This is a genomic window from Dorea sp. D27, from assembly GCF_001185345.1.
Classification (GTDB): domain Bacteria; phylum Bacillota; class Clostridia; order Lachnospirales; family Lachnospiraceae; genus Extibacter.
Map to the genome: position 1 here is coordinate 122,751 of NZ_KQ236746.1, position 23,114 is coordinate 145,864.

Below are 23,114 nucleotides of genomic sequence, written 5' to 3' on the forward strand. Positions count from 1 at the left end.
GGAAAGGGAGTTAACTATGGAAAAACAGGGTCTGATTATGAAAAGCATTGGAAAGCAGTTCAACGGTGTCACGGTGCTGGAAGGTGTCGACTTTGAAGTCCGTCCCGGCGAGATACATGGCCTGCTCGGGGAAAACGGAGCCGGCAAGTCTACTCTGATGAAGATTGTAAACGGCGTGCTGCAGCCGACTGCCGGGGAAATCCATATCGACGGAGAAAAGACGGCTTTCGATTCGCCCCATGCGGCGTCCGGGGCCGGCATCCGAATGGTTTATCAGGAACTTGACCTGTTTGCACATCTCACGGTGGCAGAAAATATCTGCCAGGGAAATATACCGAAGAATAGCTTGCGACTCGTCAACTGGACGCGGATGCGGGAGATATCCCGTGAGCTGCTCGCGACGATTGATGTGGATATAGACGTGGACGAGCGGCTGGACAGGCTCAGTATCGCCCAGCAGCAGATTGTGGCAATCGCAAGAGCACTGAATGGAAACTGTAAGATTATCCTGCTGGATGAGCCGACTTCGGCTCTGCCCAAGAAGGATGTAGAAAATCTGTTTAAGATAGTAAGACAGCTGAAGGAAAAAAATATTTCCGTCGTCTTCATATCACACAAACTGGACGAGATGATGGAGATTACGGACCGTATCACCATTCTGAACAATGGAAGGAAGGTTGCCACGGTCGATACCGCGGACATCAATGAAGATATTCTGGCTGAGATGGTCGTCGGCAGGACCATCAAGAATAAATATCCCAAGATTCGCTATAAGGCAGGAGAGACCTTGCTTAAGATGGAGCATGTATCCCTAAAGGGGCGGCTGCATGATGTGTCATTTGAACTGAAAAAGGGAGAGGTACTCGGAATCGTAGGGCTTCTCGGCGCCGGAAAGACAGAGATAGCAAAAGCGCTGTTCGGCGTATATGGAAAAGGAAACAAACGGCTGACAGGCAATATATATATGAACGGCAAGGATGCAAGATTTGCCGCTCCTGCCCAGGCGGTAAAGGCCGGTATCGGATATATCTCAGAAGACAGAGGCTCTGAGGGGCTGCAGGTAGAGCAGGCCATTGACTTTAACATTTCGCTGGCGGCACTGAGAAAGATGAGCAGGCTGGGCCTTCTGAACCTGAAGAGGGAGAGGGAGACGAATACCCGCCTCATAGAGAAGCTTAAGATCAAGTGCGAGACTCCAAGGCAGAAGGTCAGCAGCTTAAGCGGAGGAAATCAGCAGAAGGTCGTCATCGCCAAGTGGTTCGCAACCCAGGCCAGGATCGTCGTGCTGGATGAACCGACGAGGGGCATCGACATTGGCGCCAAGGTAGAAGTCTACAACCTGATCAATGAGATGGTGGAAGCCGGAATCGGGGTGCTCCTGCTGTCCTCGGAAGTGCCGGAGGTGTTCGGCATGGCGGACCGTATACTTGTCCTGAAAGACGGGAAGATAACGGGCGAGATGGAGAACGGAAGCATCACCGAAGCGGAGCTTCAAAGACAAGTAATGTAAATGACACGAAGGAGAAGAGATATGAATAAAAAAGTTAAACTCTTTATGAAATCGCAGGGGTCTGTTTTTCTTATACTGGTGCTCATGTGTCTGGTGGCGTCTTTATTCACCGATAAATTTTTTTCACCTTCCAACTTAAGCAATGTGCTGACTCAGTCTGTGACTTGCGGGATATCGGCGCTTGGGATGACCTTTGTCATATTGACGGGGGGGATAGATCTGTCGGTGGGCGGCTGCATCGTGTTCACAGCGACGATAGGCATGAAATTCCTGGCGGAGGGAACGGTGGGAGTCGGGACGGCTGTGCTTATGATGCTAGGGCTCGGCATACTGGTCGGCGTGTTCAACGGCTTCCTGATTACCGTACTGAAGATGCCGTCCTTCATAGCGACGCTGGCTTCTTCAAGCGTGACGGCGGGACTTGCGCTTTATATATCTATGGGCAAGACCATCATAGGACTGCCGATTGAATACAGCGTCATAGGACTGAAGAAGGTGATGGGGCTGCCCATCTGCGTATGGATGATGTTTGCGCTTTACATCCTGTCATATATCGTACTGAAGTACACGGGGTACGGGCGCAAAGTATATGCCACCGGCAGCAACAGGAAATCGGCGTGGCTGAGCGGTATCAACGTAAGAATCGTAGAGTTCTCCGTCTATGTCATCAACGGACTTATGTCCGCTCTCGTAGGTATCGTCCTGACATCCAAGCTCTTGTCATCTACAAGCACGATCGGAAACGGCATGGAGGTTAACTCCATCGCGGCTGTCGTCATCGGGGGAGCGAGCATGACAGGAGGGGAAGGTGGCGTGGCAGGGACGATTGTCGGGGCGCTTATACTGACAATCATAAGCAACGCCATGAACCTTATGAGTGTCAACGCATATCTGCAGGAAGTCGTGATGGGGCTTATTATCATCATCGCGCTGCTGTTCGATATGCTGCGGAAAGGATATATTTTCAGGAAACCAGATGAAGAGTAAGGGAAGGCGGTGAAACATATGTTGGTTGAATTAAGTTATATGATAGATGAAGATGTGCCGAAATGGCCTACGAATCCGGAAGAAAGGTATGATTACAATCAGGCGTTCCGGTTCGGGGACGGGTGTAACGCGTCATCCGTATACCATCATCTGCACACCGGGACGCATGTGGACGCGCCTTTCCACTTCGACGCGGCGGGAAAGACGATCGACCAGATTCCGGTGGATGATTTCTACTACACTGCCCCGTTTGTGCTGGAGCTTAAGAAGGCAGGAGGGGAGCGGATAGAGCTTAAGGAACTGCAGGCGCATGAAAATGAGATTGCACGGTGTGACATACTCTTTATCTACACCGGGTATTCGGACTTGAGAGAGGGCAGCCCAGAGGCATTCGTGTCTGATTTCCCGTCCGTAGCTCCTGATGCGGCGCGGTATCTGAGAAAGCATTTTCCCGGACTTAAGGCGGTGGCTCTGGATTCTATCAGCTTTGACAGCGCAGTGACCGGGGCGATGGAAGGGTTTCCATCCCACCATGCATTGCTGGAGACGAACGAGGAGCAGAGGGAACGCACCCTCCTTCTGTATGAGGATGTCAACATTAAGAAGCTGATGGAACTGGAAGATAAGGTACGGGTGGTCTGCGCATTTCCTATAAGATTTGCGGGGCTGGAAGCCGGACCTGTGAATATGGTAGCAATAGTATAAAGAAAAGGAGCAGAAGTCATGAAAAAATTAAAAGGTGTGGTACCTCCCATGATAACCCCATTCGACGAGGAAGGACGTCTGGATGAATATAATCTTCAGAAGCTGGTGGAATACCTGTCTCCAAAGGTAGACGGACTGTTCATCTGTGGATCTTACGGCTGCGGGCCGCTTATGACGCTTCAGGAACGGAAGCGGGTTGCAGAAGTCGTAAAGAAGTATTCCGCTCCTGATACGAAGATTGTCGTACATACAGGAGCGCTTACGACGAAAGAGACGACAGAGCTTACGCTCCATGCGGCTGAGACAGGCTGTGATGCCGCTGCTGCAGTCGGCCCTTATTATTTCCACTACGGAGATGAGGAACTGATCCGATATTATTCTGACGTGATTGAGGCGGCAGGGGAGAAGATACCGTTCTACGCATATCACAACCCGAAATTCCAAGGTTACGAGACGAGCCTTCATGTTATGAAGCAGCTGAAGAACGTAGGCCTGTCCGGCATCAAGGACGCTACCTTCGATTTGATGAACTATGCCGTCTACGAGCGGGAGCTTGTGGATGACAACTTCGACCTTGCGCTAGGGACAGAGGCGCTCTGGATATCGGCTCACGCGCTCGGATGCCGTGCATATATCCCGGGTATCGGCAACGTATTCCCGGAACTGTGCCAAGAGATGTTTGAAGCTTCTATGAATGGCGAGAAGGATAAGGCGAGGGAGCTTCAGTTCTTGATCAATCAGCTTAGAGATATCATGTATCTTGCAGGTTCGACTCAGCTTGCCATCTATGCCATTGCAGAAATCAGGGGCATCATGACGGCTTATCCGCGCCGGCCGTTCCTGCCGCCGGCAGACGGGGAGAAGGGGGCTATCAAAGAAGCGCTTCAGGAACTGGGGGTAATCTGATGTATTACATTATCATTGACTGTGGAACGACCAATGCAAGAGCATATGTGGTGGGAGAGGACGGCAGCATAGCAGGACGGGCATCGAAGAAGGTAGGGGTGCGGGACACGTCCATCACAGGATCGAAGGTTGTGCTGACGGAAGGGCTTAAGGATACGGTTGCAAAAGCGGTGCAGGTTGCCGGCTTAGAAGATAAGGATATCCGCGCGGTCTTTTCTTCCGGCATGATTACATCTGAAATCGGGCTCTGTGAGCTGCCACATCTGACGGCACCGTGCGGAGCTGAGGACCTGGCCGCGCATATGGAGCTTGTGGAAGGGCTTGACCTGTACGCAGGCAAGCCGGTCTATTTCGTGCGGGGTATCAAGAACAAGATGGCGGAAGACATAGAGAACCCGTTTGCCGCGGCTGGCTGTCTGGATTTCATGCGTGGGGAGGAGACGCAGACGATGGGGATACTCCAGGACAAGGGCATCGTCCTTCCGGCAACAGTGGTGGTTCTCTCCTCGCATACGAAGTTCATATCCGTGGACAGCAGCGGGAAGATTCTCGGCAGCCTTACGACGATGAGCGGGCAGACGTTCGAGGCAGTAAAGAACAATACATTTCTTACAAAGTCGCTGGAAGATGACGGAAGCGGCGCCCCGGAGGGGTATTTTGATGAGGCTGTCGTTGAGCATGCAGCTTCGTGGATCCGCACGGCAGGGCTTGTGCGTTCCTTCATGTTCCCTCGTTTTCTCGATGTGCTTCTTGATACAAAATGGTATGAAAGGCGTCTCTTCTTTGAAGCGCTCATAGCGGCTGACGATATGCTCTCGCTGGGACAGATGGACATGTTCGGACTAGGGAGGCCGCACCGTTTTGTGCTTGTCGGCCTGAAAGAACGATGCAGGCTCTACGAGTATATCTTAAGAAAGGAATATGGAGAGATAGAGGTGTCAGCTATCTCGGATAAAGAGCAGGTTGACCGGCTGAGTATCGAGGGTATGCTCGCCATCGCAAAGAAGGCAGGGATTATAAGATGATGAAAATAGTGATAGCGGATTATTATTATCCGGATCTGAAAGAAGAATACAAGGTGTTTGACCGGCTAGAAGAGGTGGAAGTTGTCGATTTGACAAAGATAGCAGAGGGCGGCATAAAAGACCCGGCTGCGCTCATTCCTTATGTGAAGGATGCGGATGCGCTTATCGTGCAGTTTGCAACAATAGACAAGTCTGTCATCGACAGTATGGAACGGTGCAAGGTGATTGCCAGGTATGCAATCGGGGTAGACACGATAGATGTAGAAGCGGCAGGAGCCAAAGGCATCTATGTGGCCAATGTGCCGGATTATTGTATCGGCGAAGTGGCGGATACGGCAATCGCCCACATCATGAATGCGCAGAGGAAGATAGCGCTTGCCAACCGGCTTCTTCTGGCGAAGGAATTTGATATGGATAAGATAAGGCCGGTAAGGAGGATGGAGAATGAGGTCCTCTGCCTGATCGGATTTGGGCATATAGCCAGGAACGTGGCAGGAAAGATGAAGGCATTCTTCAAAGAGATCGTGGTATATGATCCATATGTTAAAGACTGTGCTTCCTATCCGGAATTCAGGTTCCTTAGTTTTGAGGAAGCAGTCAGCGGGGCGGATGTCATCTCTCTTCATGTCCCGTTGAACGGCTCGACGGCGCATATGCTGTCCGATGGTGCGTTCCATATGATGAAGGATGGGGTGGCTGTCATCAATACAGCCCGAGGCGGGCTGATTGACGAGGCGGCCCTCATAAAAGCGCTGGACAGCGGAAAGGTAGGGTATTGCGGACTGGATGTCGCAGCGACCGAAGACTTTGCACATTCCCCGCTGCTGTCAATGGAACATGTGCTTCTGACGCCTCATATGGGCTGGTGTTCAGAAGAAGCGATTGTGGAATTACAGCGCAAGACGGCTGAAAATGTTGCAGAGACGCTGCTGAACGGGAAACCCAGGTATTGTGTCAATAAGATATAAGCTGCAGGAGGGCAATGAAAATGGATATGTATCCTATTATATCAGAACATCCGGTGCTGGCCATTTTCAGAAATGTTCCGCCGGAGCTTACGATAGATTATGCAGAAGCTGTCGTAAAGGGAGGAATCTCGTTTTTTGAAATCGCGCTTAACAGCGCGGACGGCATCGGGCAGATCAAGGCGCTTCGGAATCATTTTGGAGACAGATGTATGATAGGAGCAGGCACGGCGATTACCGTGGAGTCAGCCAGGGAGGCGCTCGACGCGGGCGCACAGTTCCTCCTGACGCCGGGCACCCCGCTGGATGTGCTGCAATACTGCGCCGGCAATGATATCCCCCTTCTGCCTGGGGTCCTGACGCCGAGCGACGTGGCGGTAAGCCTGCAGTTCGGATTCAAAACGATGAAGCTGTTTCCGGCCAGGAGCGTGCCGCCAGGATATGTAAAGGCGTTGAAGGGACCGTACGATGACACGGACTATATTGCCATCGGCGGAGTGTCTCCTTCCAACATCGGACTATTTTTTGAAGAGGGCTATGCCGGTGTCGGGATGGCAGGGGGGCTGATGCCGGAAGAGATGGTAAAGAACGAGAAGTGGGAGGAAGGTGCGGAATATATCCGTTCGCTTTTAGAAAGTATCCATATACAGGACAAGAAGGGAATGTGCCATGAAGATAGCTGAGGTAAATACGTATACGGTCCGTCCGCGGTGGGGGTTTGTAGAGATAGTCACAGATGACGGCCTGACCGGATGGGGCGAGCCTGTCCTGGAAGGGCATGTGGGCGCCGTGCTGGCATGCGTGAAGGAGATGTCGGATTACCTGTACGGAAGGAATCCGCTGCAGATTGAAGACATATGGACGATGCTTTACCGGGCCGGCTTTTATCGGGGCGGCGGTGTGCTTATGAGCGCTATCGCAGGAATAGACCAGGCATTATGGGATATCAAGGGAAAGTATTACAACGCACCGGTGTATGAGCTGCTCGGCGGCGCATGCCGGAGCAGGATAAAGGTGTACAGCTGGATTGGGGGAGACCGTCCTTCTGATGTGGAAAAGGCGGCACTAGAAAAGAAAGCGGAAGGATTTCAGGCTGTCAAGATGAATGCGACGGAAGAATTGCAGATGATTGACAGCTATGAGAAGATTGACGCTGTACTCGAACGGACGGCTGCAGTGAGGGAGGCTTGTGGAAAATACTTTGGCATCGCCATCGATTTTCATGGAAGGGTGCACAGGCCGATGGCGAAGGTTCTGGCGAAAAAGCTGGAGGAATTCGATCCCATGTTCATCGAGGAGCCTGTCCTGTGCGAGCATATGGAGGCGTTTTCTGAGATTGCCTCATGCTGTAATATTCCTATCGCCACAGGGGAACGGCTTTTTACAAAATATGATTTCAAGCGTCTCCTGTCGGCGGGCGGCGTCTCTGTCGTCCAGCCGGATCTGAGTCATGCAGGAGGAATCACGGAGGTGCGGAAGATTGCAGCTATGGCGGAAGCGCATGATGTGGCGCTGGCCCCTCACTGCCCGCTTGGACCTATTGCATTGGGCAGCTGCTTCCAGATCGATGCGTGCTCGTACAGTGCTGTCATCCAGGAGCAGAGCATGGGCATCCACTATAATGTTGGCAGGTCGGTACTGGACTATGTCCACAATAAGGAGGACTTCTGCTTTGAGGACGGGTTTGCGCATCTGCCGCATCTGCCGGGAATCGGCGTCGATATTGATAAGGAGCTTGTGATCAGTGAAAACATGTCGCCTCACGCATGGAAGAATCCGGTTTGGCGTCACGAGGACGGTTCCGTGGCAGAATGGTAGGACAGAGGATAGGACGGCTGCCTGTCTCAAAGCCGCTGACAATAAAAAAGCATTGACTGTAACCGGGGTTGGTTACGGCAATGCTTTTTTCATTATCACTTGATTAAAAAACCGATTAGCCCTGAGAAATAGCTCCTGTAGGACATTGAGCTGCACATGCACCACAATCAACACAAGCGTCTGCATCGATTTCATAATGGTCTGCGCCCTGAGCAATAGCTCCTACCGGACATTCAGCTTCGCAAGCTCCGCAGCTTACACATTCATCACTAATTACGTGTGCCATAGTATGTACCCTCCTTCTTAATTATCGATAGACATAATCCAATTTTGTCTATTCCTATCATAATACAAATAAATTAAATATACAAGTAAAATCATGCTTTAAATTAAGTACAAAGCAAGAAGGAAATTCCCTTTATCCGGGTGCCTCCTTCGCTGCTTTATATGCGGATAATATGACCTTTCTGGCCGCCTCGGCGTCCTCTTTTGACGGCTCTTTTGTGTCCTTCAGCTGGTAGTCATATCCCATGCTCTCGTATTTGGAACGGCCCATGGAATGGTACGGCAGGACATCGAGCGCCGTTACATTTCCAAGCGTTGCCATAAAGCGCCCGAGCTCTTGCAGGTATTCCTTGTAGAACGTGATGCCTGGGACGATGACGTGCCGGATCCAGACCGGTATGCGCCTCTCATCCAGATACCGGGCAAAATCCAGGATCCTTTCATTGGAGTGGCCCGTCAGCACCTTGTGCCTGCTGTCATCCATGTGCTTTATATCCAGCAGTATCAGATCAGTTAATGATAATAATTGATCAAGCTGCCGCATGAACACTTCATTGTGCGGGTTGAACAGAATGCCGGACGTATCGACGCACGTGTGGATATCATGTTTTTTCAAATCCCAAAACAGCGCAGTGAGAAATTCCATCTGCATCATCGGCTCCCCGCCTGTCACCGTGACGCCGCCGCTTCTGTAGAACGGAAGGTTAGAGTAGAATCCGCCCAGTACTTCATCCACGGCCATCACATTGCCGGAGTGGGGTTCCCACGTATCCGGATTGTGACAGTAGAGGCAGCGCATCGGGCAGCCCTGGAAAAAGATGACATAACGGATGCCGGGACCGTCCACCGTCCCGCAGCTTTCAATCGAATGTATAAATCCTTTCAATAAATCCACCCCATTTCTATAGAAGGGACGGGGTAAAGAGCGGTTGGGGACGGGGGTTTTTTAAAAAACCCCCGTCCCCAACCGCATCTTGCCCTGTCCCTACATGTTATTGTGGAAGGTGCGGGCGATGACATCATCCTGCTGTTCTTTTGTAAGCTTGATGAAGTTTACCGCATATCCGGATACGCGCACGGTGAGCTGCGGGTAGTTTTCGGGATGCTTCTGTGCGTCCAGCAATGTCTCTTTTGAGAATACGTTTACATTCAGGTGATGTCCCCCCTGCTCTACATATCCATCCAGCATTGCTACAAGATTATCTATCTGCTGTTTGTTTACTGCCATAACGAGTTCCTCCTCTTTGTCTGTTCGTTATCAAGGCTGCCTATTGATTTGCAGCCGGGTTAATCATTGTCGATACTGTCTTCGATGTTTGGTATGTTGCAGGCAAGATCTCCGCAGTCTTCGATTCTGTCCAGATCCAGGTCTCCTGCAAATATCTGGTCTTCTTTGCCAAGCGCTCCGGGGATGATGGAAAAGGTGTTGGAGATTCCGTCTTGTGCATGACGGAACGGTATCTTGGCGACAGAGGCGAGGGAAGCCAGCGCTCCGTGCGTGTCGCGCTGATGCATCGGGTTCGCGCCAGGTGCCAGCGGTTCGCCCATTTTTCTTCCGTCCGGTGTATTTCCGGTCTTTTTGCCGTATACGACATTGGAAGTAATAGTCAGGATGGACATAGTCGGTACAGAATGGCGGTAGGTGTGGTGCTTACGGATCTTGTCCATGAAGCTGCGCACGACTTCTACCGCGATGTCATCCGCCCGGTCATCGTTGTTGCCGTATTTGGGAAAATCACCTTCTACTTCATAGTCCACGACAAGGCCGTCCTCATCTCTGACAGGCTTTACTCTGGCATATTTAATAGCGGACAGAGAGTCTGCCACGACTGACAGACCTGCGATTCCGGTTGCGAAGTAACGCTTCACTTCCCGGTCGTGAAGAGCCATCTGTAATTTTTCATAGCTGTATTTGTCATGCATATAGTGGATGATGTTTAATGTGTTCACATAGAGGCCCGCCAGCCATTCCATCATATCGTCGAACTTGGACAGGATGTCTTCATAGTCGAGGTATTCTCCTTCTGCCGGCCGGAACCGGGGGCCTACCTGTACCTTCATCCGCTCATCGACCCCGCCGTTGATTGCATAGAGCAGGCATTTGGCAAGGTTTGCCCTTGCGCCGAAGAACTGCATCTCCTTTCCGACGCGCATGGATGAGACGCAGCATGCGATTGCGTAGTCGTCGCCGTGGGTCACCCGCATGAGGTCGTCATTTTCATACTGTATGGAAGAAGACTTGATGGACATCTTCGCACAGTATTCCTTGAAGTTCCTCGGAAGCTTCGTAGACCAGAGCACGGTAAGGTTCGGCTCAGGGGACGTCCCGAGGTTGTCCAGCGTGTGCAGGTAGCGGAAAGAAGTCCGTGTCACAAGCGTCCTACCGTCGATGCCCATGCCGCCGATGGATTCTGTCACCCACGTCGGGTCGCCGGAAAACAGGGAATTATACTCCGGTGTGCGGGCAAACTTCACAAGCCGGAGCTTCATGATAAAGTGGTCGATATATTCCTGCGCCTGTTCCTCGGTAATCAGCCCTCTGTCGAGATCCCGCTGGATATATACATCCAGAAATGTGGACGTACGGCCAAGGCTCATGGCAGCGCCGTTCTGCTCCTTCACCGCGGCCAGATAGCCGAAGTACAGCCACTGGATTGCTTCCTTCGCATTGCCGGCCGGTCTGCGGATGTCGAAACCATAGATTTCACCGAGTTTCTGCAGGTCGCCGAGGGCACGGATCTGTTCGGAAAGTTCCTCTCTCAGCCGGATGTTGTCGCCTGTCATCCTTACGAGAGATGTCTCCAGCTGCTGCTTCTTGTCTTCTATGAGCCAATCTGTGCCATACAGCGCCACGCGGCGGTAATCGCCGATAATCCGCCCGCGTCCGTAGGCATCGGGCAGCCCTGTTATGATTGCCGACTTTCTAGCCAGGCGCATCTCTGGGGTATACGCGTCAAAGACGCCCTGGTTATGTGTCTTTCTATATTCCGTAAATATCTTTACAATCTCAGGGGCGACTTCATAGCCGTTTTCTTTGCAGGCATTTTCCGCCATACGGATGCCGCCATATGGCTGAAGAGAACGCTTGAACGGCTTATCTGTCTGGAATCCCACTATTTGTTCCCGGTCTTTGTCCAGATATCCTGGTCCGTGCGATGTGATTCCCGACACGATGTCCGTGTCCATATCAAGGACGCCGCCCGCCTCCCGTTCCTGCCTGGACAGATCCATCACCTGATTCCAAAGCCGGCTGGTAGACTCGGTCGGCCCGGCGAGAAAAGAGTCGTCCCCCTCATAGGGGGTATAGTTGAGCTGAATAAAATCTCTTACATTCACAGAGGTACGGTTCCAGCGCCCCGGCCTGAACCCGTCCCAGCTATCAGCATGCCATTTGTGTTCCATCATGTATCCTCCTGTTGATATATAAATTGTAAAATATTGGGTTAACCTAGACTAACTACTGCTCCATCATTATATGGGATACTATACGGCCCCGTCAATATATTTGCTTGTATAAAATGGGATACAGTATACATAAAAGAAAACCGAAGTAAAAATTAAGAAAAATTTCAACACTTTTTCACTGTTTTGGTGTATAGTGTTTGTTGGCAAAGCAGATTTTATTATATATGGGAGTTGGAATTATGAAAAGATTATGGAATGCTGTTGCAGCTGCACTCTGTGTGACGATGCTGGCCAGTGCGTGTGCCTCGGGGAATGTCAGTGATGCAAAAGCAGACGATTCAAAAGATAAAAAGAAGAAAAGTACGGAGAAAGAATATCAGGGAAACCTTGATATGATACAGCCGAGGGCGTACAGCAATATCAAAGGACTGGACCTGGAGCCCGGCTCTTACATCTCCATCATCGGTAAAAGTGCCGACGGCCAATACTGGGAAGCTATAGAGAAGGGCGTCCTACAGGCAGTCAGCGACTTGAACAAGGAGCTGGGCTATAAAGGAAAAGATAAGATTAAAGTGACATACAGCGGACCTGCCACCGCATATGATGTGGACGAGCAGGTAAACATACTTGATGAAGAGCTGGACAGATATCCGGTGGCTCTCGGGATTGCCATGGTAGATGCGAAAGCGTGTGATGTACAGTTCGACCTAGCTGCGGAGGGGGACATTCCGGTCGTGGCGTTTGATTCCGGCAGTGATTACCAGGGGCTGATGGCCACAGTCGAGTCGGACAATGATAAGAGCGCAAGGGCGGCGGCCGACAAGATGGCGGAAGCCATAGACGATGCGGGAGAAATCATCATATTCGCCAATGACTCGAAGTCAAAGTCTGCACAGGAGCGGGAACAGTCGTTCACGGCACAGGTTGCGGAGCAGCATCCGAATGTCGATGTCGTGGATGCCTACCACAGAGATCAGCTGCCTGAGATGCAGAAACGGGTCGCGGATGAGATAAATGCAGGAACATACCAAAGAGACGGAGAAGAGCAGCCGGCGGAAGAGATAGCCGCGGACAGCATTACGGAAGAAGATGTCATAAATTACCTCTTTGCAAAACATCCAGACGTCAAGGGCTGTTACGCCACAAGCGGAGAGGCCGTGAATATGGTCGTGGACGCCGTAGACAGACTGGAACGGAAGGATTTGAAAATCATCGGGTATGACGCGGATGACGCAGAAATAGAGTCTATGTCGGAGGGCAAGATTACAGGGCTCATCGTACAGAATCCATTTGGTATGGGGTATGCGACCGTGGTTGCCGCGGCGAGAGCCGCGATGAAAGCCGGCAATGAAGCGGTTGTGAATACAGGCTATACATGGGTGACGGAAGAAAACTATAAAGACAAAGCTATCAAAAAATTATTATATTAACATTCAGATTGATGTTCTGCGCGGCTGCCGCGCCGGACTGCGATGGGGAGAATATGGGGAATAGAGAGAAGCGGCTAGACGAATACAATTACCGTTCAGATAAAAATGGCTGGAACTTTGTCCATGTGGAAGGAAGCCCTCTGGAGAGAGGATATTCTTATGGAAGGCTCATGGCAGGGGAAATAGAGGCTGCCGTTCTGGAAGCGGCAAGCCTCGTGGAGCTGCAGACAGGACTGGACTGGAAGTTTTTCAGAGAAAGCGGCGCAAGCATCCTTCCTATATGGAAGAGACACATGAGCCGGGAGCCGTATCGGGAATTCCTGACGGAGATGGACGGGATGGTCCGGGGAGTAAGGGAAGAAATTCCGACCAGCCGTCTGACTGTAGACGATCTGATCCTATGGAATGGCTACGAAGAACTTATGAACTACTGGCTTCCGACCGCGGTAGATGAGATATACGACAGCCTGTCCGGACGGCACGTAAAAGGAGGGGCATCCAGACGCCGGGGAGGCGGGGCGGAGGACCGCTGCAGCGCGTTTATAGCGACGGGTTCCTATACGGCTGACGGAAGGATAGTCATGGCCCATAACAGCTTTACCCCTTTTGAGAACTGCAACTATATGAATGTCATAGCGGACATCGTACCGGAGCAAGGCAGCCCGTTTATCATGCAGACGCTGCCGGGATATATCCACAGCCTGTCCGACTTTTACGAAACGAGGACCGGCGCAGGACAAGGGCTTATGATAACCGAAACTACAATAGGGGGATTTGCGGTCTATGATGCAAAGATGGTTCCGGAATTTGCCAGAATCCGTCATGCGGTCCAGTATGCCGTGACGCTGGATGAATTTGCCGAGCTGTTCTGGAAAGATAACAATGGCGGTTATGCAAACACATGGCTGGCAGGAGACATCGGGACAAACGAGATCATGCGGTTCGAAGCCGGACTGAAATTCTGTCATATTGATAAGACGAAAGATGGATATTTTGCAGGCTTCAACGCTCCGTTGGATCCGCGTATCCGCAACCTTGAATGTACGGACAGCGGATTCGCTGACATACGCAGACACCAGGGTGCGAGACAGGTAAGGATTCCGCAGCTTATGGAAGAATATAAGGGCAGGATAGATAATGAGACCGCCCAGAGGATAATAGCGGACCATTATGACGTATATCTTAAAAAAGAGAATCCGTGTTCAAGGACAGTGTGTTCACATTATGAGCTGGATATGAGGGAATATATGTGCCAGCCGGGACGTCCGGCACCATATGAACCGAGAGGGGCCGTCGACGGCGTGACGGCGTCCGCCTGCGACGCGCTGGATCTCAGCCTGTGGGCCAGGTGGGGGAGCTCCTGTGGAATGCCGTTCTGTGCGGCAGAATTCTTAGAGAGCAATCCCCAATTTGGATATCTGGGACAATTCCTCAAAGACCGTCCGAGCCAGCCTTGGACAAAATTCGGACATAGAGAAAGCCGGCAGTAGGTTACCTACTCCGGCTTGCATTTTGGAAGGGAAAAGCTGAATTCCGTGCCGACGCCTTCCGTGCTCACTACATTTACATTTTCACCGTGCGCCTGGATTGCCTCTTTGACGATGGCAAGTCCGAGTCCGGTGCCTTTTTTATCCTTACCGCGGGACAGGTCCGTCTTGTAGAACCGCTCCCAGATTTTGTTAAGCGCATTTCTTGGTATGCCAATTCCATAATCCTTGACAGAGGTAAACACCTTTTCCCCACGTTCTGTAGTTTCTATCGTGACGATAGAATCCGAATCGCTGAATTTAATCGCATTGTCCAGCAGATTATAAAGCACCTGCTGGATTTTACGCTTGTCTGCATTTACACATAAGTGCTTTGTGGCAAATATAAGTTCAATGGATATCTTCTTCTGCGTGCACGTGCCCTCAAAAGAGGCAGCCACATTCTTTATCATCTCGTGTATATCAAATGGCTCTTTGTTCAGCAGAAGATTCTGCGTGTCAAATTCATTCAGGGTGAGCAGATCCTGTGTAAGATCGGTGAGCCGTTCGGTCTCGAATAAGATAATCTTTAGATACTTTTCCTGAAGCTCCTGCGGTATCGTGCCGTCCACCATAGCCTCCACGTAGCCTTTGATGGATGTGAGCGGAGAACGGAAATCATGTGACACATTTGCCACGAACTTCTTCTGGTAGTCCTCCATATCCCTCAGCTGTGATGACATATAGTTGAGGGAAGCGCCGAGATATCCCATCTCATCTTCCGTGTTCAGAGGAATCTCGTAATCCAGGTTGCCGGAGGCATACTGCGTGGCGGCTTCTGTTATCTTGCGCAGCGGACGGTAGACAAAGAACTGGAACGCCAGCAGGATGATAAAGGACAGGATATAGATGACTCCCATCGATATATATACGGAATTAAGAAGCAGGTCGCGGATCTCCATGACATCTGACATATGCTTGTGCATGATAAGATAGCCTTTTGGCGTATAGTTATATACGACCGGTGCGATGACGGTAATGACTTCCTCATCGAAGCATCCGTGATAATCCCCTACCTGATACTGAGAACTTCCGCCTTCCGCCGGATTAAAGTCTTCAATCTGTCCGGGCGCCATCGGGTAATCGTCGGACTGGGCGGAAACGATTATCTTGCCCTCCCGGTCCACGAACCATATGGCGGCATCCAAATGAGATTCCATGCCCCTCAATTGCAGATGCACGTCTGAGGAAGTCAGACGGTTGGAAAAGTAGTCCGGCAGATAATCGCTTGCCACGATATTGGCTTCCTTGTACATGCTGCCGGACGTATAATCCTCAAGCCGCCCTTCCGTAAGTCCGGAAGTCAGGGTGGCGATTGTAAAGAAGCCCAGGAATCCGAAGATGATATATACAATTATAAACTTTAGATACAATGTGCTGCGCATGCGTATTCCTCTTATTTTACTTCAAATTTATACCCGATTCCCCATACAGTGCTGAGTCCCCATGTACTGTGGTCTTTGATTTTTTCACGAAGCCGTTTGATATGGACGTCCACGGTACGGGTGTCCCCGATGTATTCATAGCCCCATATCTGATCCAGCAGCTGCTCCCTCGTAAAGACCTGGTTCGGGGAGGAGGCGAGGAAATATAGTAGCTCCAGCTCCTTTGGAGGCATATCTACATTCCCTCCGTCTACGACGACGGAATAGTTCGTCAGATTGATGACGATACCGGGATATTCCACGCATTTCCCCTTGTCTTCTGCCGGTTCTTCCACCTTCGGAACCGCCTGATAGCGGCGGAGGACCGCTTTTACCCTGGCCACCAGTTCCTTTGAGTCGAAAGGCTTCATCATGTAGTCATCAGCGCCGAGCTCTAGACCGAGCACCTTATCGAACACCTCTCCTTTGGCAGAGAGCATGATGATAGGAACATTGGATTTGGAACGGATTTCCCGGCAGACCTGGTAACCGTCAATCCCTGGCAGCATGAGGTCCAGCAAGATCAGGTTCGGCTGGTACGTATCATAAGCGATAAGCGCCTTTTCCCCATCATGTACCATCATCGTGTCGAAGCATTCCTTTGTCAGATACAAGGAGATGAGTTCGGCTATATTTTCATCATCATCTACGATTAATATTTTCTGCTTGTTTACCATAACTGGCCTCCTTCATATATTATTTCAGTTCCACTATCGTGACGCCTGCGTCCCCTTCTCCGAAAGCGCCCAGACGATATGACTTTACACGTTTCTGCCGCTTCAGGTAGTTATGGATGCCTGTGCGCAGGGCACCGGTTCCTTTGCCGTGGACGACACGTACTGCAGACAAATGAGCCAGCGAGGCATCGTCAAGATACTTATCCAGTTCCGCGACAGCTTCGTCTACCGTCTTGCCGAGAAGGTTGATTTCAGGACTTACCGAGAAGGCCTTGCCCATCTTCATCTTGCCCTTGCCTGTTTTATGCATCTGCTTTGCGGAGTAGGAAGGCGTGTCCTCAATAATCTCCAGGTCGGAGATATTGACCTGGGAACGGAGAATACCCATCTGAACGGTGACATTTCCTTTGGAATCGGGAAGAGAGCTCACAGTACCGTTCAGGTTCATACTCAGCACCCTGACGGATTCGCCGAGCCTGAAATCTCCTGGTTTGTGCTGCTTCTTCGGTCTTTTTGCTTCCTGGTTCATACCGGTGGCAGTGGACGTCATTTTTTTACGCAGCCTTTCACGTTCTCGCTCCATGTCTGCGGCTGAGATGTTCTCTTTGCCGAACTTGTGGAAATTACGTATCGTTTCATCAGCCACGTCCTTGGCCTCCGCCAGGATGGCATGTGCTTTCTCGTTTGCTTCACGGAGGATCCGTTCTTTCTGCTCCTCCAGTTTTTTCTGCTTTTGGCTGGCTTCATTTTTCAGCCGTTCCAGCTCCCGCCGGTAGGATGCTATCTCTTCCTGCTCTTTTTCTATCGTGCGCCTGCTCGTCTCCAGATCTGCCAGGAGATCTTCAAAAGATTCATCCTGTTCGGACAGGTGCCTCTTTGCCTCTTCTATAATATAGGAAGGGAGTCCGAGCTTTCCGGCGATGGCAAAGGCATTGCTCTTGCCTGGGATTCCGATGAGAAGATGGTACGTGGGCCGGAGTGTCTCCACATCAAATTCACAGCATGCATTTTCCACGCCGGAAGTTGTGAGGGCATACACTTTCAGTTCACTGTAATGGGTAGTTGCCATCGTGCGGATGCCCCGCTCATGCAGATGGTTCAGGATAGATATGGCCAGGGCGGCTCCTTCGGTCGGATCGGTGCCTGCGCCCAGTTCGTCGAAAAGGACGAGAGAGCGTTCATCTACCTGTTTCAAAAAGGATACGATATTCGTCATATGTGAAGAGAAGGTGCTCAGGCTCTGCTCGATGCTCTGTTCATCACCGATATCGGCATACACATCATAAAACACAGACAGCTCTGAACGGTCAAGAGCAGGAATGTGGAGTCCTGCCTGGCCCATGAGGGTAAAGAGGCCGACGGTCTTAAGGGAGACCGTCTTTCCGCCCGTGTTCGGTCCGGTAACGATGAGCAGATCGAAGGCGTCGCCTAATGTTATCGTAATCGGTACGACAGTATGCCGGTCAAGAAGCGGATGCCGCCCTTCCCGGATATGGATGCGGCCTTCTGTATTGAAGAGAGGCATGCTGGCATTCATGTCCAGGGCAAGGGAGCCCCTGGCAAAGATAAAATCCAGCTCCGTGAGCACGGAAAAGTCCAGCCGGACGGATGATATGTGCTCGGCAGCCGCGGCGCTCAGCCGCGCAAGAATGACCTGTATCTCTTCCTGTTCCTTTGCATATAACTCTTTTAAATCATTATTCAGTTTTACGACAGCCATAGGTTCGATAAAGAGAGTCGAACCAGTGGAGGACTGGTCATGTATGAGCCCCTGTACGTGGCTTCTGTGCTCCGCTTTTACGGGGATGCAGTACCGGTCTCCGCGCATGGTGATGATGGGATCCTGCAGATATGTCCGCAGCGGCCCATTTACCATGCTGTTCAATGTACCGTGTACCTTATCGTTGATCTGGCCCATCTGGCGCCGGATGTTCTTCAGCGTGCTGCTGGCATCATCACTGATTTCATCCTCTTCGATGATACAGCGGCGGATTTCACCGGACAGTACGGTAATCGGCTGGAGCTGTTCAAAACAGGAGTCCAGACAATCGGACGGCTCATCTGTAGTCTCATGACGTCCGTATGCTTTGGCACGGCCTGCGGCTTCCAGCAGCTTACAGATCCGAAGCAGCTCTCCGCTACCGATGACAGCTCCGATTTCCAGACGTTTCATAGAGTCCTCGACTGGGCAGCTGCCACTAAAAGAAAGCCGTCCCTTCTTTACTATCCGGGTAAAGGCGGCGGCCGTCTGTTCCTGGGCGGCCTGTATGTCCCCGGGAGCCGTTATCGGTTTCAGCCTACGGCACCGTTCCTTTCCGGCGTTAGAGGACGCGTGTCCGGCCAGCATTTCTATTATCTTGTTGTATTCGAGTTTTACTAATGTTTTTTGATTCATTTTATTCACCTAGACTTATTCTAACCTATTTGTCCCATAAAGAAAAGGATAAATATTGAACATTCACCGGCGATACGGTATACTATATTAAGGATTGTAAAGGAGTATTGCTATGTCTATGGAAGAACAGAAAGATCCACTAGAACATACAGAAGAGCAGGAAGAAGAGCAAGAATTTTCCTTTCTGCAGGAAACAATCAAGGACGAGGCGGGCGGAACAAAGAAGACAAGGAAAAATATACTGCGGATGATTGGACTTGGACTTGTATTCGGCATTGCAGCCAGCTTTAGTTTCTGTGTGCTTAAACCGTGGTTTGAGCAGCAGCTTCAGAGCAATCCTGAGAAAGTCACGATTCCGAAAGAAGAAGAGCAGGAGGACACGGCGGACGAGGACGGCACAAAAGACGGCACGCAGCAGGTTCTCGACGAGGAGAGCTACCGCCAGATGAACCAGGCTTTAAACGCGGTCGCGCAGGAAGCGGCGAAGAGTGTTGTAGAGATAAATGGGATATCGGGAGACGGAAGCTGGCTGGAGGCCGATTACGATCAGAAGAACAGCGTGTCAGGCCTTATCATTGCGGATAATGGACAGCAGCTTCTCATGCTTGGAAAGACCTCCATATTAAAAGAGAGCAATGAAGTGACCGTTACCTTTTATGACGGAAAGACATATAAGGCGGGTGTGAAGAAAAAGGATTCCAACCTCGGGCTTGGCATCTATGCGGTCAACAGAAATGACATCCAGGAGAGTACCTGGTCCCAGTCGAAGATTGCAGTGCTCGGAAGTTCGAATTCATTATCAAAGGGGGAGACTGCCATAGCGGTAGGAAAACCGTTTAATTATGCGGGGGGCACGGGTTACGGTATCATCTCTTCCAACAAGAATGTCATTGATGCCGCGGACGGACAGTACCGGCTCATCTGTACGGACATACCGGGTACGGCGAAGGGGACCGGATTCATCGTCAACCTGAAGGGGGAAGTGACCGGCATCATCGACCAGAGCATTTCCGATGAGGACAGTATGAGGCTTACGACCGCATATGGGATATCTGACTTGAAGGAACTGATTGAGCTGCTTTCGAATGGGAAAGCGGTGCCTTATATCGGGATACTGGGCATAGACGTGACAGAGAGCATCGAACAGCAGGGGATTCCGCAAGGTGTGTACGTGAAAGAAGTAGAGGTGGATTCGCCGGCCATGTCTGCAGGAATCCAAAGTGGCGACATCATCACGAGCATCGGGGGCGCAGAGGTAAAGACCGTATCGGCCTACCAGTCCGTGCTCATTGACAAGGCGGTTGGCAGCAAGGTAAAGATAAAAGGCCAGCGTCAAGGATCCGGAGGTTACGTTGACATTGATTTTAACGTGACGATAGGAAGTAAAGAATAAAGAAAGAGGCAGCTATATGAGATACATTAATACCCTACAGGAGGGCGAGACAATAAGGAACATCTACCTTTGCAAAGGGAAACGTTCCGCAGAGACTAGAAACGGCAAGCCATATGATAACCTGCTGCTGCAGGATAAGACGGGAACGCTGGACGGAAAAGTGTGGGATCCGAATTCCGGCGGAATCGCAGATTATGATGAGATGGATTTTATAGAATGTTATGGAGAAGTGACGAGCTACAATAACAATCTCCAGTTGAACATAAAGCAGATCAGAAAGGCCCAGGAAGGGGAATACGTGGCGGCAGACTATATGCCGACGACGGAGAAGAGCCCTGACAGCATGTACGAGGAACTGCTCGGATATATCAGTCAGATTGACAATTCATACCTTCGTCAGGCAGTAGAATACTATTTTGTGAACGACGAAGCATTTGTCAGGAAATTCAAAGGGCATTCCGCCGCGAAGAGCGTACATCACGGATTTGCGGGAGGACTGCTGGAACATACATTGAGCGTCGTAAAATTATGTGAATATATGGTGGGCGCTTATCCGATACTTAGCAAAGACCTGCTCTATGCAGCCGCAATCTGCCACGATATCGGCAAGACCGTGGAGCTCTCCGCGTTTCCGGAGAACGATTACACAGACGACGGACAGCTTCTCGGGCATATCGTCATCGGAGTAGAGATGGTAAGCGATGCCGTACGCACGATACCGGACTTCCCGGATAAGCTCGCCAGCGAGCTGAAGCACTGCATCGTGGCGCACCACGGAGAACTCGAATACGGCTCTCCAAAGAAGCCGGCCCTTGCAGAGGCGCTGGCGCTCAACTTTGCAGACTGCACCGATGCGAAGATGCAGACACTGACAGAGATATTCAAAGACAAAAACAGCAACGACTGGCTCGGCTATAACCGCCTGTTCGAATCAAACCTGCGGAAGACCAGCGTGTAGAGAATTAAATTGGGGACGTAACAAAATTCAAAAGTGTTACGTCCCAAATTAACTTTTGCCCTGTACCTTTTTGTGAAAAGGAGTATTATTATGCGGAAAAATGATGTGGTTACGGTTGCAATAGAAGATATCGGAATTAACGGCGAAGGGATAGGAAAGGTCGATGGATACGCCTTGTTTATTAAGGATGCGGTTATCGGCGATGTGGTGGAAGCCAAGGTGACGAAGGCAAAGAAAAATTATGGGTATGCAAGGCTTGTGAATATTCATACAAAGTCCAAATTCCGTACGGATCCGAGGTGTGATGTGGCCCGCCAGTGCGGAGGCTGTCAGATTCAAGCGATGTCTTATGAAAGGCAGCTTGAATATAAGAAGGAGAAAGTCAGGAACAATCTCATACGGATAGGCGATGTACCGGAAGACTTGCTGCGGAAGGTGATGGAGCCTATCTGCGGGATGGAGGATCCTTATCATTATCGTAACAAGGCGCAGTTTCCCGTCGGTACGGACAGGGAAGGCAATTTGATTACTGGTTTTTACGCAGGGCGGACACATCAGATTATTCCCCATATGGACTGTGCTATCGGTAGAGAGGAAAATAAAGACATTCTGGACATCATCTTAACGTTTATGAAGGAATATAAAATTCTGCCTTATGATGAGACGAGCCACAGGGGGCTTGTCCGCCATATTTTAATCCGCAGCGGGCACAGGACGAATGAAATTATGGTGTGCCTCGTAATTAATGGAAACGAAGTTCCTTATAGCCAGATCCTGACGGAACGCCTGGCTAAAATTCCAGGGATGAAGAGTATTACCTACAGCATCAACCGGGAGAAGACGAATGTAATCATGGGCCGGGAAACCGGGATTTTGAGGGGACAGGAGTACATCACGGACTATATCGGTGACATCAGGTATCACATCTCTCCGCTTTCATTCTACCAGGTAAATCCTGTGCAGACGGAACAGCTCTATGGAACAGCATTAGAATATGCTGGCCTCAGTGGCAATGAGACAGTTTGGGATTTGTACTGTGGCATCGGTACAATCTCTTTGTTTCTGGCAAGGAAAGCAAAGCAGGTGTATGGAGTGGAAATCGTTCCACAGGCTGTCGAAGACGCGAAACAGAACGCGCAGTTAAATGGGATTAAGAATGCGGAGTTCTACGCTGGTAAGGCGGAGGAAATCCTGCCGGAGAAATATGAAAAGGACGGAATCCAAGGGGATATAATCGTCGTGGATCCACCTAGAAAGGGCTGCGAGGAATCCGTGCTGGAGACGATGGTGAAAATGAAGCCGGAGAAAATCGTGTATGTGAGCTGCGATTCTGCCACGCTGGCCCGGGATGTAAAGTACCTGAGGGAGAGAGGGTATGAGGTGGGGAAGGTGAAGGCAGTGGATATGTTTCCGCATAGCGTGCATGTGGAGACGGTTGTGTTGCTGGAGAGAAAAGCCCAGTAAATCAAGGGGTTTCGGGGTTTTGAGCAGGATATGTAGGTGTGCTTTTGTGGGTGGTAGAGGTGTAATATGTTACCGATGACCGTGGTGGGGTAAGGAAAATGAACGTTTGGGCAATAGATTGTATATAAGTTTAAAGGGGGGTATATGAAGAATCATTTTATATATGAAAAGATTACCCTATTCACGGTTAGAAAAAATGGTTTGTAGAGGGGCTGTTTCTTGTCTATGTAGGTTTGTCAAA

The 23,114-nt window shown here is 50.6% G+C and carries 20 protein-coding genes; 13 read left to right on the forward strand and 7 right to left on the reverse strand.

What is annotated here, in order from left to right; genetic code table 11:
* Positions 1-16 precede the first annotated feature (16 nt).
* Genes HMPREF0980_RS14335 through dgoD form a run of 8 tightly spaced genes read left to right on the forward strand, consistent with a single transcriptional unit; the run spans position 17 to position 7,916 of the window.
* Complete coding sequence (locus HMPREF0980_RS14335; RefSeq protein ID WP_049729791.1) at positions 17-1,510, forward strand: sugar ABC transporter ATP-binding protein; 1,494 nt, start codon at positions 17-19, stop codon at positions 1,508-1,510.
* A gap of 21 nt (positions 1,511-1,531) precedes the next feature.
* Positions 1,532-2,497 carry an ABC transporter permease gene (locus HMPREF0980_RS14340; protein WP_049729792.1) on the forward strand — a complete coding sequence of 322 codons (966 nt, stop codon included), beginning with the start codon at positions 1,532-1,534 and terminating at the stop codon, positions 2,495-2,497.
* A gap of 18 nt (positions 2,498-2,515) precedes the next feature.
* Positions 2,516-3,202, forward strand: coding sequence for a cyclase family protein (locus HMPREF0980_RS14345; protein ID WP_049729793.1), 687 nt, complete (start codon positions 2,516-2,518; stop codon positions 3,200-3,202).
* An 18-nt stretch (positions 3,203-3,220) separates the two neighbouring features.
* The gene (locus tag HMPREF0980_RS14350) at positions 3,221-4,108 is read left to right on the forward strand and encodes a dihydrodipicolinate synthase family protein (protein WP_049729794.1); all 888 of its coding nucleotides are present in this window, start codon (positions 3,221-3,223) and stop codon (positions 4,106-4,108) included.
* Complete coding sequence (locus HMPREF0980_RS14355) at positions 4,108-5,133, forward strand: 2-dehydro-3-deoxygalactonokinase (RefSeq protein ID WP_049729795.1); 1,026 nt, start codon at positions 4,108-4,110, stop codon at positions 5,131-5,133. Before HMPREF0980_RS14350 ends, HMPREF0980_RS14355 begins: the two co-directional genes overlap by 1 nt.
* Complete coding sequence (locus HMPREF0980_RS14360; protein ID WP_049729796.1) at positions 5,130-6,101, forward strand: C-terminal binding protein; 972 nt, start codon at positions 5,130-5,132, stop codon at positions 6,099-6,101. The genes HMPREF0980_RS14355 and HMPREF0980_RS14360 overlap by 4 nt, the downstream gene beginning before the upstream one ends.
* Before the next feature lie 20 nt (positions 6,102-6,121).
* A complete protein-coding gene (locus HMPREF0980_RS14365) occupies positions 6,122-6,781 on the forward strand; it encodes a bifunctional 4-hydroxy-2-oxoglutarate aldolase/2-dehydro-3-deoxy-phosphogluconate aldolase (protein ID WP_242847415.1) in 660 nt (219 codons plus the stop codon).
* Complete coding sequence (gene dgoD / locus HMPREF0980_RS14370) at positions 6,768-7,916, forward strand: galactonate dehydratase (RefSeq protein ID WP_049729797.1); 1,149 nt, start codon at positions 6,768-6,770, stop codon at positions 7,914-7,916. Before HMPREF0980_RS14365 ends, dgoD begins: the two co-directional genes overlap by 14 nt.
* Positions 7,917-8,031: 115 nt before the next feature.
* Here dgoD and HMPREF0980_RS18710 read toward each other — a convergent pair whose 3' ends face one another.
* From HMPREF0980_RS18710 to pflB, 4 genes are all read right to left on the reverse strand, one after another.
* Positions 8,032-8,202, reverse strand: a complete 171-nt coding sequence (locus tag HMPREF0980_RS18710) for a DUF362 domain-containing protein (protein WP_082912677.1) — start codon at positions 8,200-8,202, stop codon at positions 8,032-8,034.
* Positions 8,203-8,334: 132 nt separating this feature from the next.
* Positions 8,335-9,087, reverse strand: coding sequence for a pyruvate formate-lyase-activating protein (pflA, locus tag HMPREF0980_RS14375; RefSeq protein ID WP_049729798.1), 753 nt, complete (start codon positions 9,085-9,087; stop codon positions 8,335-8,337).
* 99 nt (positions 9,088-9,186) lie between these two features.
* Entirely contained in the window at positions 9,187-9,429 is a 243-nt protein-coding gene (grcA3, locus tag HMPREF0980_RS14380) for an autonomous glycyl radical cofactor GrcA3 (RefSeq protein ID WP_049729799.1), read from the reverse strand.
* 59 nt (positions 9,430-9,488) lie between these two features.
* The gene (gene pflB / locus HMPREF0980_RS14385) at positions 9,489-11,603 is read right to left on the reverse strand and encodes a formate C-acetyltransferase (protein ID WP_049729800.1); all 2,115 of its coding nucleotides are present in this window, start codon (positions 11,601-11,603) and stop codon (positions 9,489-9,491) included.
* A 242-nt stretch (positions 11,604-11,845) separates the two neighbouring features.
* Here pflB and HMPREF0980_RS14390 point away from each other — a divergent pair, with 242 nt between their 5' ends.
* A complete protein-coding gene (locus tag HMPREF0980_RS14390; RefSeq protein WP_049729801.1) occupies positions 11,846-13,036 on the forward strand; it encodes a substrate-binding domain-containing protein in 1,191 nt (396 codons plus the stop codon).
* Positions 13,037-13,089: 53 nt separating this feature from the next.
* On the forward strand, positions 13,090-14,526 hold the full coding sequence (locus HMPREF0980_RS14395; RefSeq protein WP_049729802.1) for a C45 family autoproteolytic acyltransferase/hydrolase: 1,437 nt from the start codon (positions 13,090-13,092) through the stop codon (positions 14,524-14,526).
* Between the two features lie 5 nt (positions 14,527-14,531).
* Here the strand turns inward: HMPREF0980_RS14395 and HMPREF0980_RS14400 are convergent, their stop codons facing one another.
* Genes HMPREF0980_RS14400 through HMPREF0980_RS14410 form a run of 3 tightly spaced genes read right to left on the reverse strand, consistent with a single transcriptional unit; the run spans position 14,532 to position 19,058 of the window.
* A complete protein-coding gene (locus HMPREF0980_RS14400; protein WP_049729803.1) occupies positions 14,532-15,947 on the reverse strand; it encodes a sensor histidine kinase in 1,416 nt (471 codons plus the stop codon).
* An 11-nt stretch (positions 15,948-15,958) separates the two neighbouring features.
* Positions 15,959-16,663 (reverse strand): response regulator transcription factor, encoded by a 705-nt coding sequence (locus HMPREF0980_RS14405; RefSeq protein ID WP_049729804.1) that lies wholly within the window; start codon positions 16,661-16,663, stop codon positions 15,959-15,961.
* Positions 16,664-16,682: 19 nt separating this feature from the next.
* On the reverse strand, positions 16,683-19,058 hold the full coding sequence (locus HMPREF0980_RS14410) for an endonuclease MutS2 (RefSeq protein ID WP_049729805.1): 2,376 nt from the start codon (positions 19,056-19,058) through the stop codon (positions 16,683-16,685).
* Positions 19,059-19,176: 118 nt separating this feature from the next.
* On the opposite strand from HMPREF0980_RS14410, the gene HMPREF0980_RS14415 reads away from it, so the two are divergent.
* The 3 genes from HMPREF0980_RS14415 to rlmD all read left to right on the forward strand — a co-directional run bounded on the left by HMPREF0980_RS14415 (position 19,177) and on the right by rlmD (position 22,873).
* Complete coding sequence (locus tag HMPREF0980_RS14415; protein WP_084002864.1) at positions 19,177-20,451, forward strand: S1C family serine protease; 1,275 nt, start codon at positions 19,177-19,179, stop codon at positions 20,449-20,451.
* Between the two features lie 16 nt (positions 20,452-20,467).
* The gene (locus HMPREF0980_RS14420) at positions 20,468-21,409 is read left to right on the forward strand and encodes a 3'-5' exoribonuclease YhaM family protein (RefSeq protein ID WP_049729807.1); all 942 of its coding nucleotides are present in this window, start codon (positions 20,468-20,470) and stop codon (positions 21,407-21,409) included.
* 90 nt (positions 21,410-21,499) lie between these two features.
* Positions 21,500-22,873, forward strand: a complete 1,374-nt coding sequence (gene rlmD / locus HMPREF0980_RS14425) for a 23S rRNA (uracil(1939)-C(5))-methyltransferase RlmD (protein ID WP_049729808.1) — start codon at positions 21,500-21,502, stop codon at positions 22,871-22,873.
* The last annotated feature ends 241 nt before the right edge of the window (positions 22,874-23,114 follow it).

Coding starts and splice junctions, on each gene's coding strand:
- HMPREF0980_RS14420 (WP_049729807.1), top strand. CDS start 20,468: ATGAGATACATTAATACCCTACAGGAGGGCGAGACAATAAGGAACATC.
- HMPREF0980_RS14415 (WP_084002864.1), top strand. CDS start 19,177: ATGGAAGAACAGAAAGATCCACTAGAACATACAGAAGAGCAGGAAGAA.
- dgoD (WP_049729797.1), top strand. CDS start 6,768: ATGAAGATAGCTGAGGTAAATACGTATACGGTCCGTCCGCGGTGGGGG.
- HMPREF0980_RS14365 (WP_242847415.1), top strand. CDS start 6,122: ATGGATATGTATCCTATTATATCAGAACATCCGGTGCTGGCCATTTTC.
- HMPREF0980_RS14410 (WP_049729805.1), bottom strand. CDS start 19,058: ATGAATCAAAAAACATTAGTAAAACTCGAATACAACAAGATAATAGAA.
- HMPREF0980_RS14390 (WP_049729801.1), top strand. CDS start 11,846: ATGAAAAGATTATGGAATGCTGTTGCAGCTGCACTCTGTGTGACGATG.
- HMPREF0980_RS14355 (WP_049729795.1), top strand. CDS start 4,108: ATGTATTACATTATCATTGACTGTGGAACGACCAATGCAAGAGCATAT.
- HMPREF0980_RS18710 (WP_082912677.1), bottom strand. CDS start 8,202: ATGGCACACGTAATTAGTGATGAATGTGTAAGCTGCGGAGCTTGCGAA.
- HMPREF0980_RS14400 (WP_049729803.1), bottom strand. CDS start 15,947: ATGCGCAGCACATTGTATCTAAAGTTTATAATTGTATATATCATCTTC.
- pflB (WP_049729800.1), bottom strand. CDS start 11,603: ATGGAACACAAATGGCATGCTGATAGCTGGGACGGGTTCAGGCCGGGG.
- HMPREF0980_RS14350 (WP_049729794.1), top strand. CDS start 3,221: ATGAAAAAATTAAAAGGTGTGGTACCTCCCATGATAACCCCATTCGAC.
- rlmD (WP_049729808.1), top strand. CDS start 21,500: ATGCGGAAAAATGATGTGGTTACGGTTGCAATAGAAGATATCGGAATT.
- HMPREF0980_RS14345 (WP_049729793.1), top strand. CDS start 2,516: ATGTTGGTTGAATTAAGTTATATGATAGATGAAGATGTGCCGAAATGG.
- HMPREF0980_RS14340 (WP_049729792.1), top strand. CDS start 1,532: ATGAATAAAAAAGTTAAACTCTTTATGAAATCGCAGGGGTCTGTTTTT.
- HMPREF0980_RS14405 (WP_049729804.1), bottom strand. CDS start 16,663: ATGGTAAACAAGCAGAAAATATTAATCGTAGATGATGATGAAAATATA.
- grcA3 (WP_049729799.1), bottom strand. CDS start 9,429: ATGGCAGTAAACAAACAGCAGATAGATAATCTTGTAGCAATGCTGGAT.
- HMPREF0980_RS14335 (WP_049729791.1), top strand. CDS start 17: ATGGAAAAACAGGGTCTGATTATGAAAAGCATTGGAAAGCAGTTCAAC.
- HMPREF0980_RS14360 (WP_049729796.1), top strand. CDS start 5,130: ATGATGAAAATAGTGATAGCGGATTATTATTATCCGGATCTGAAAGAA.
- HMPREF0980_RS14395 (WP_049729802.1), top strand. CDS start 13,090: ATGGGGAATAGAGAGAAGCGGCTAGACGAATACAATTACCGTTCAGAT.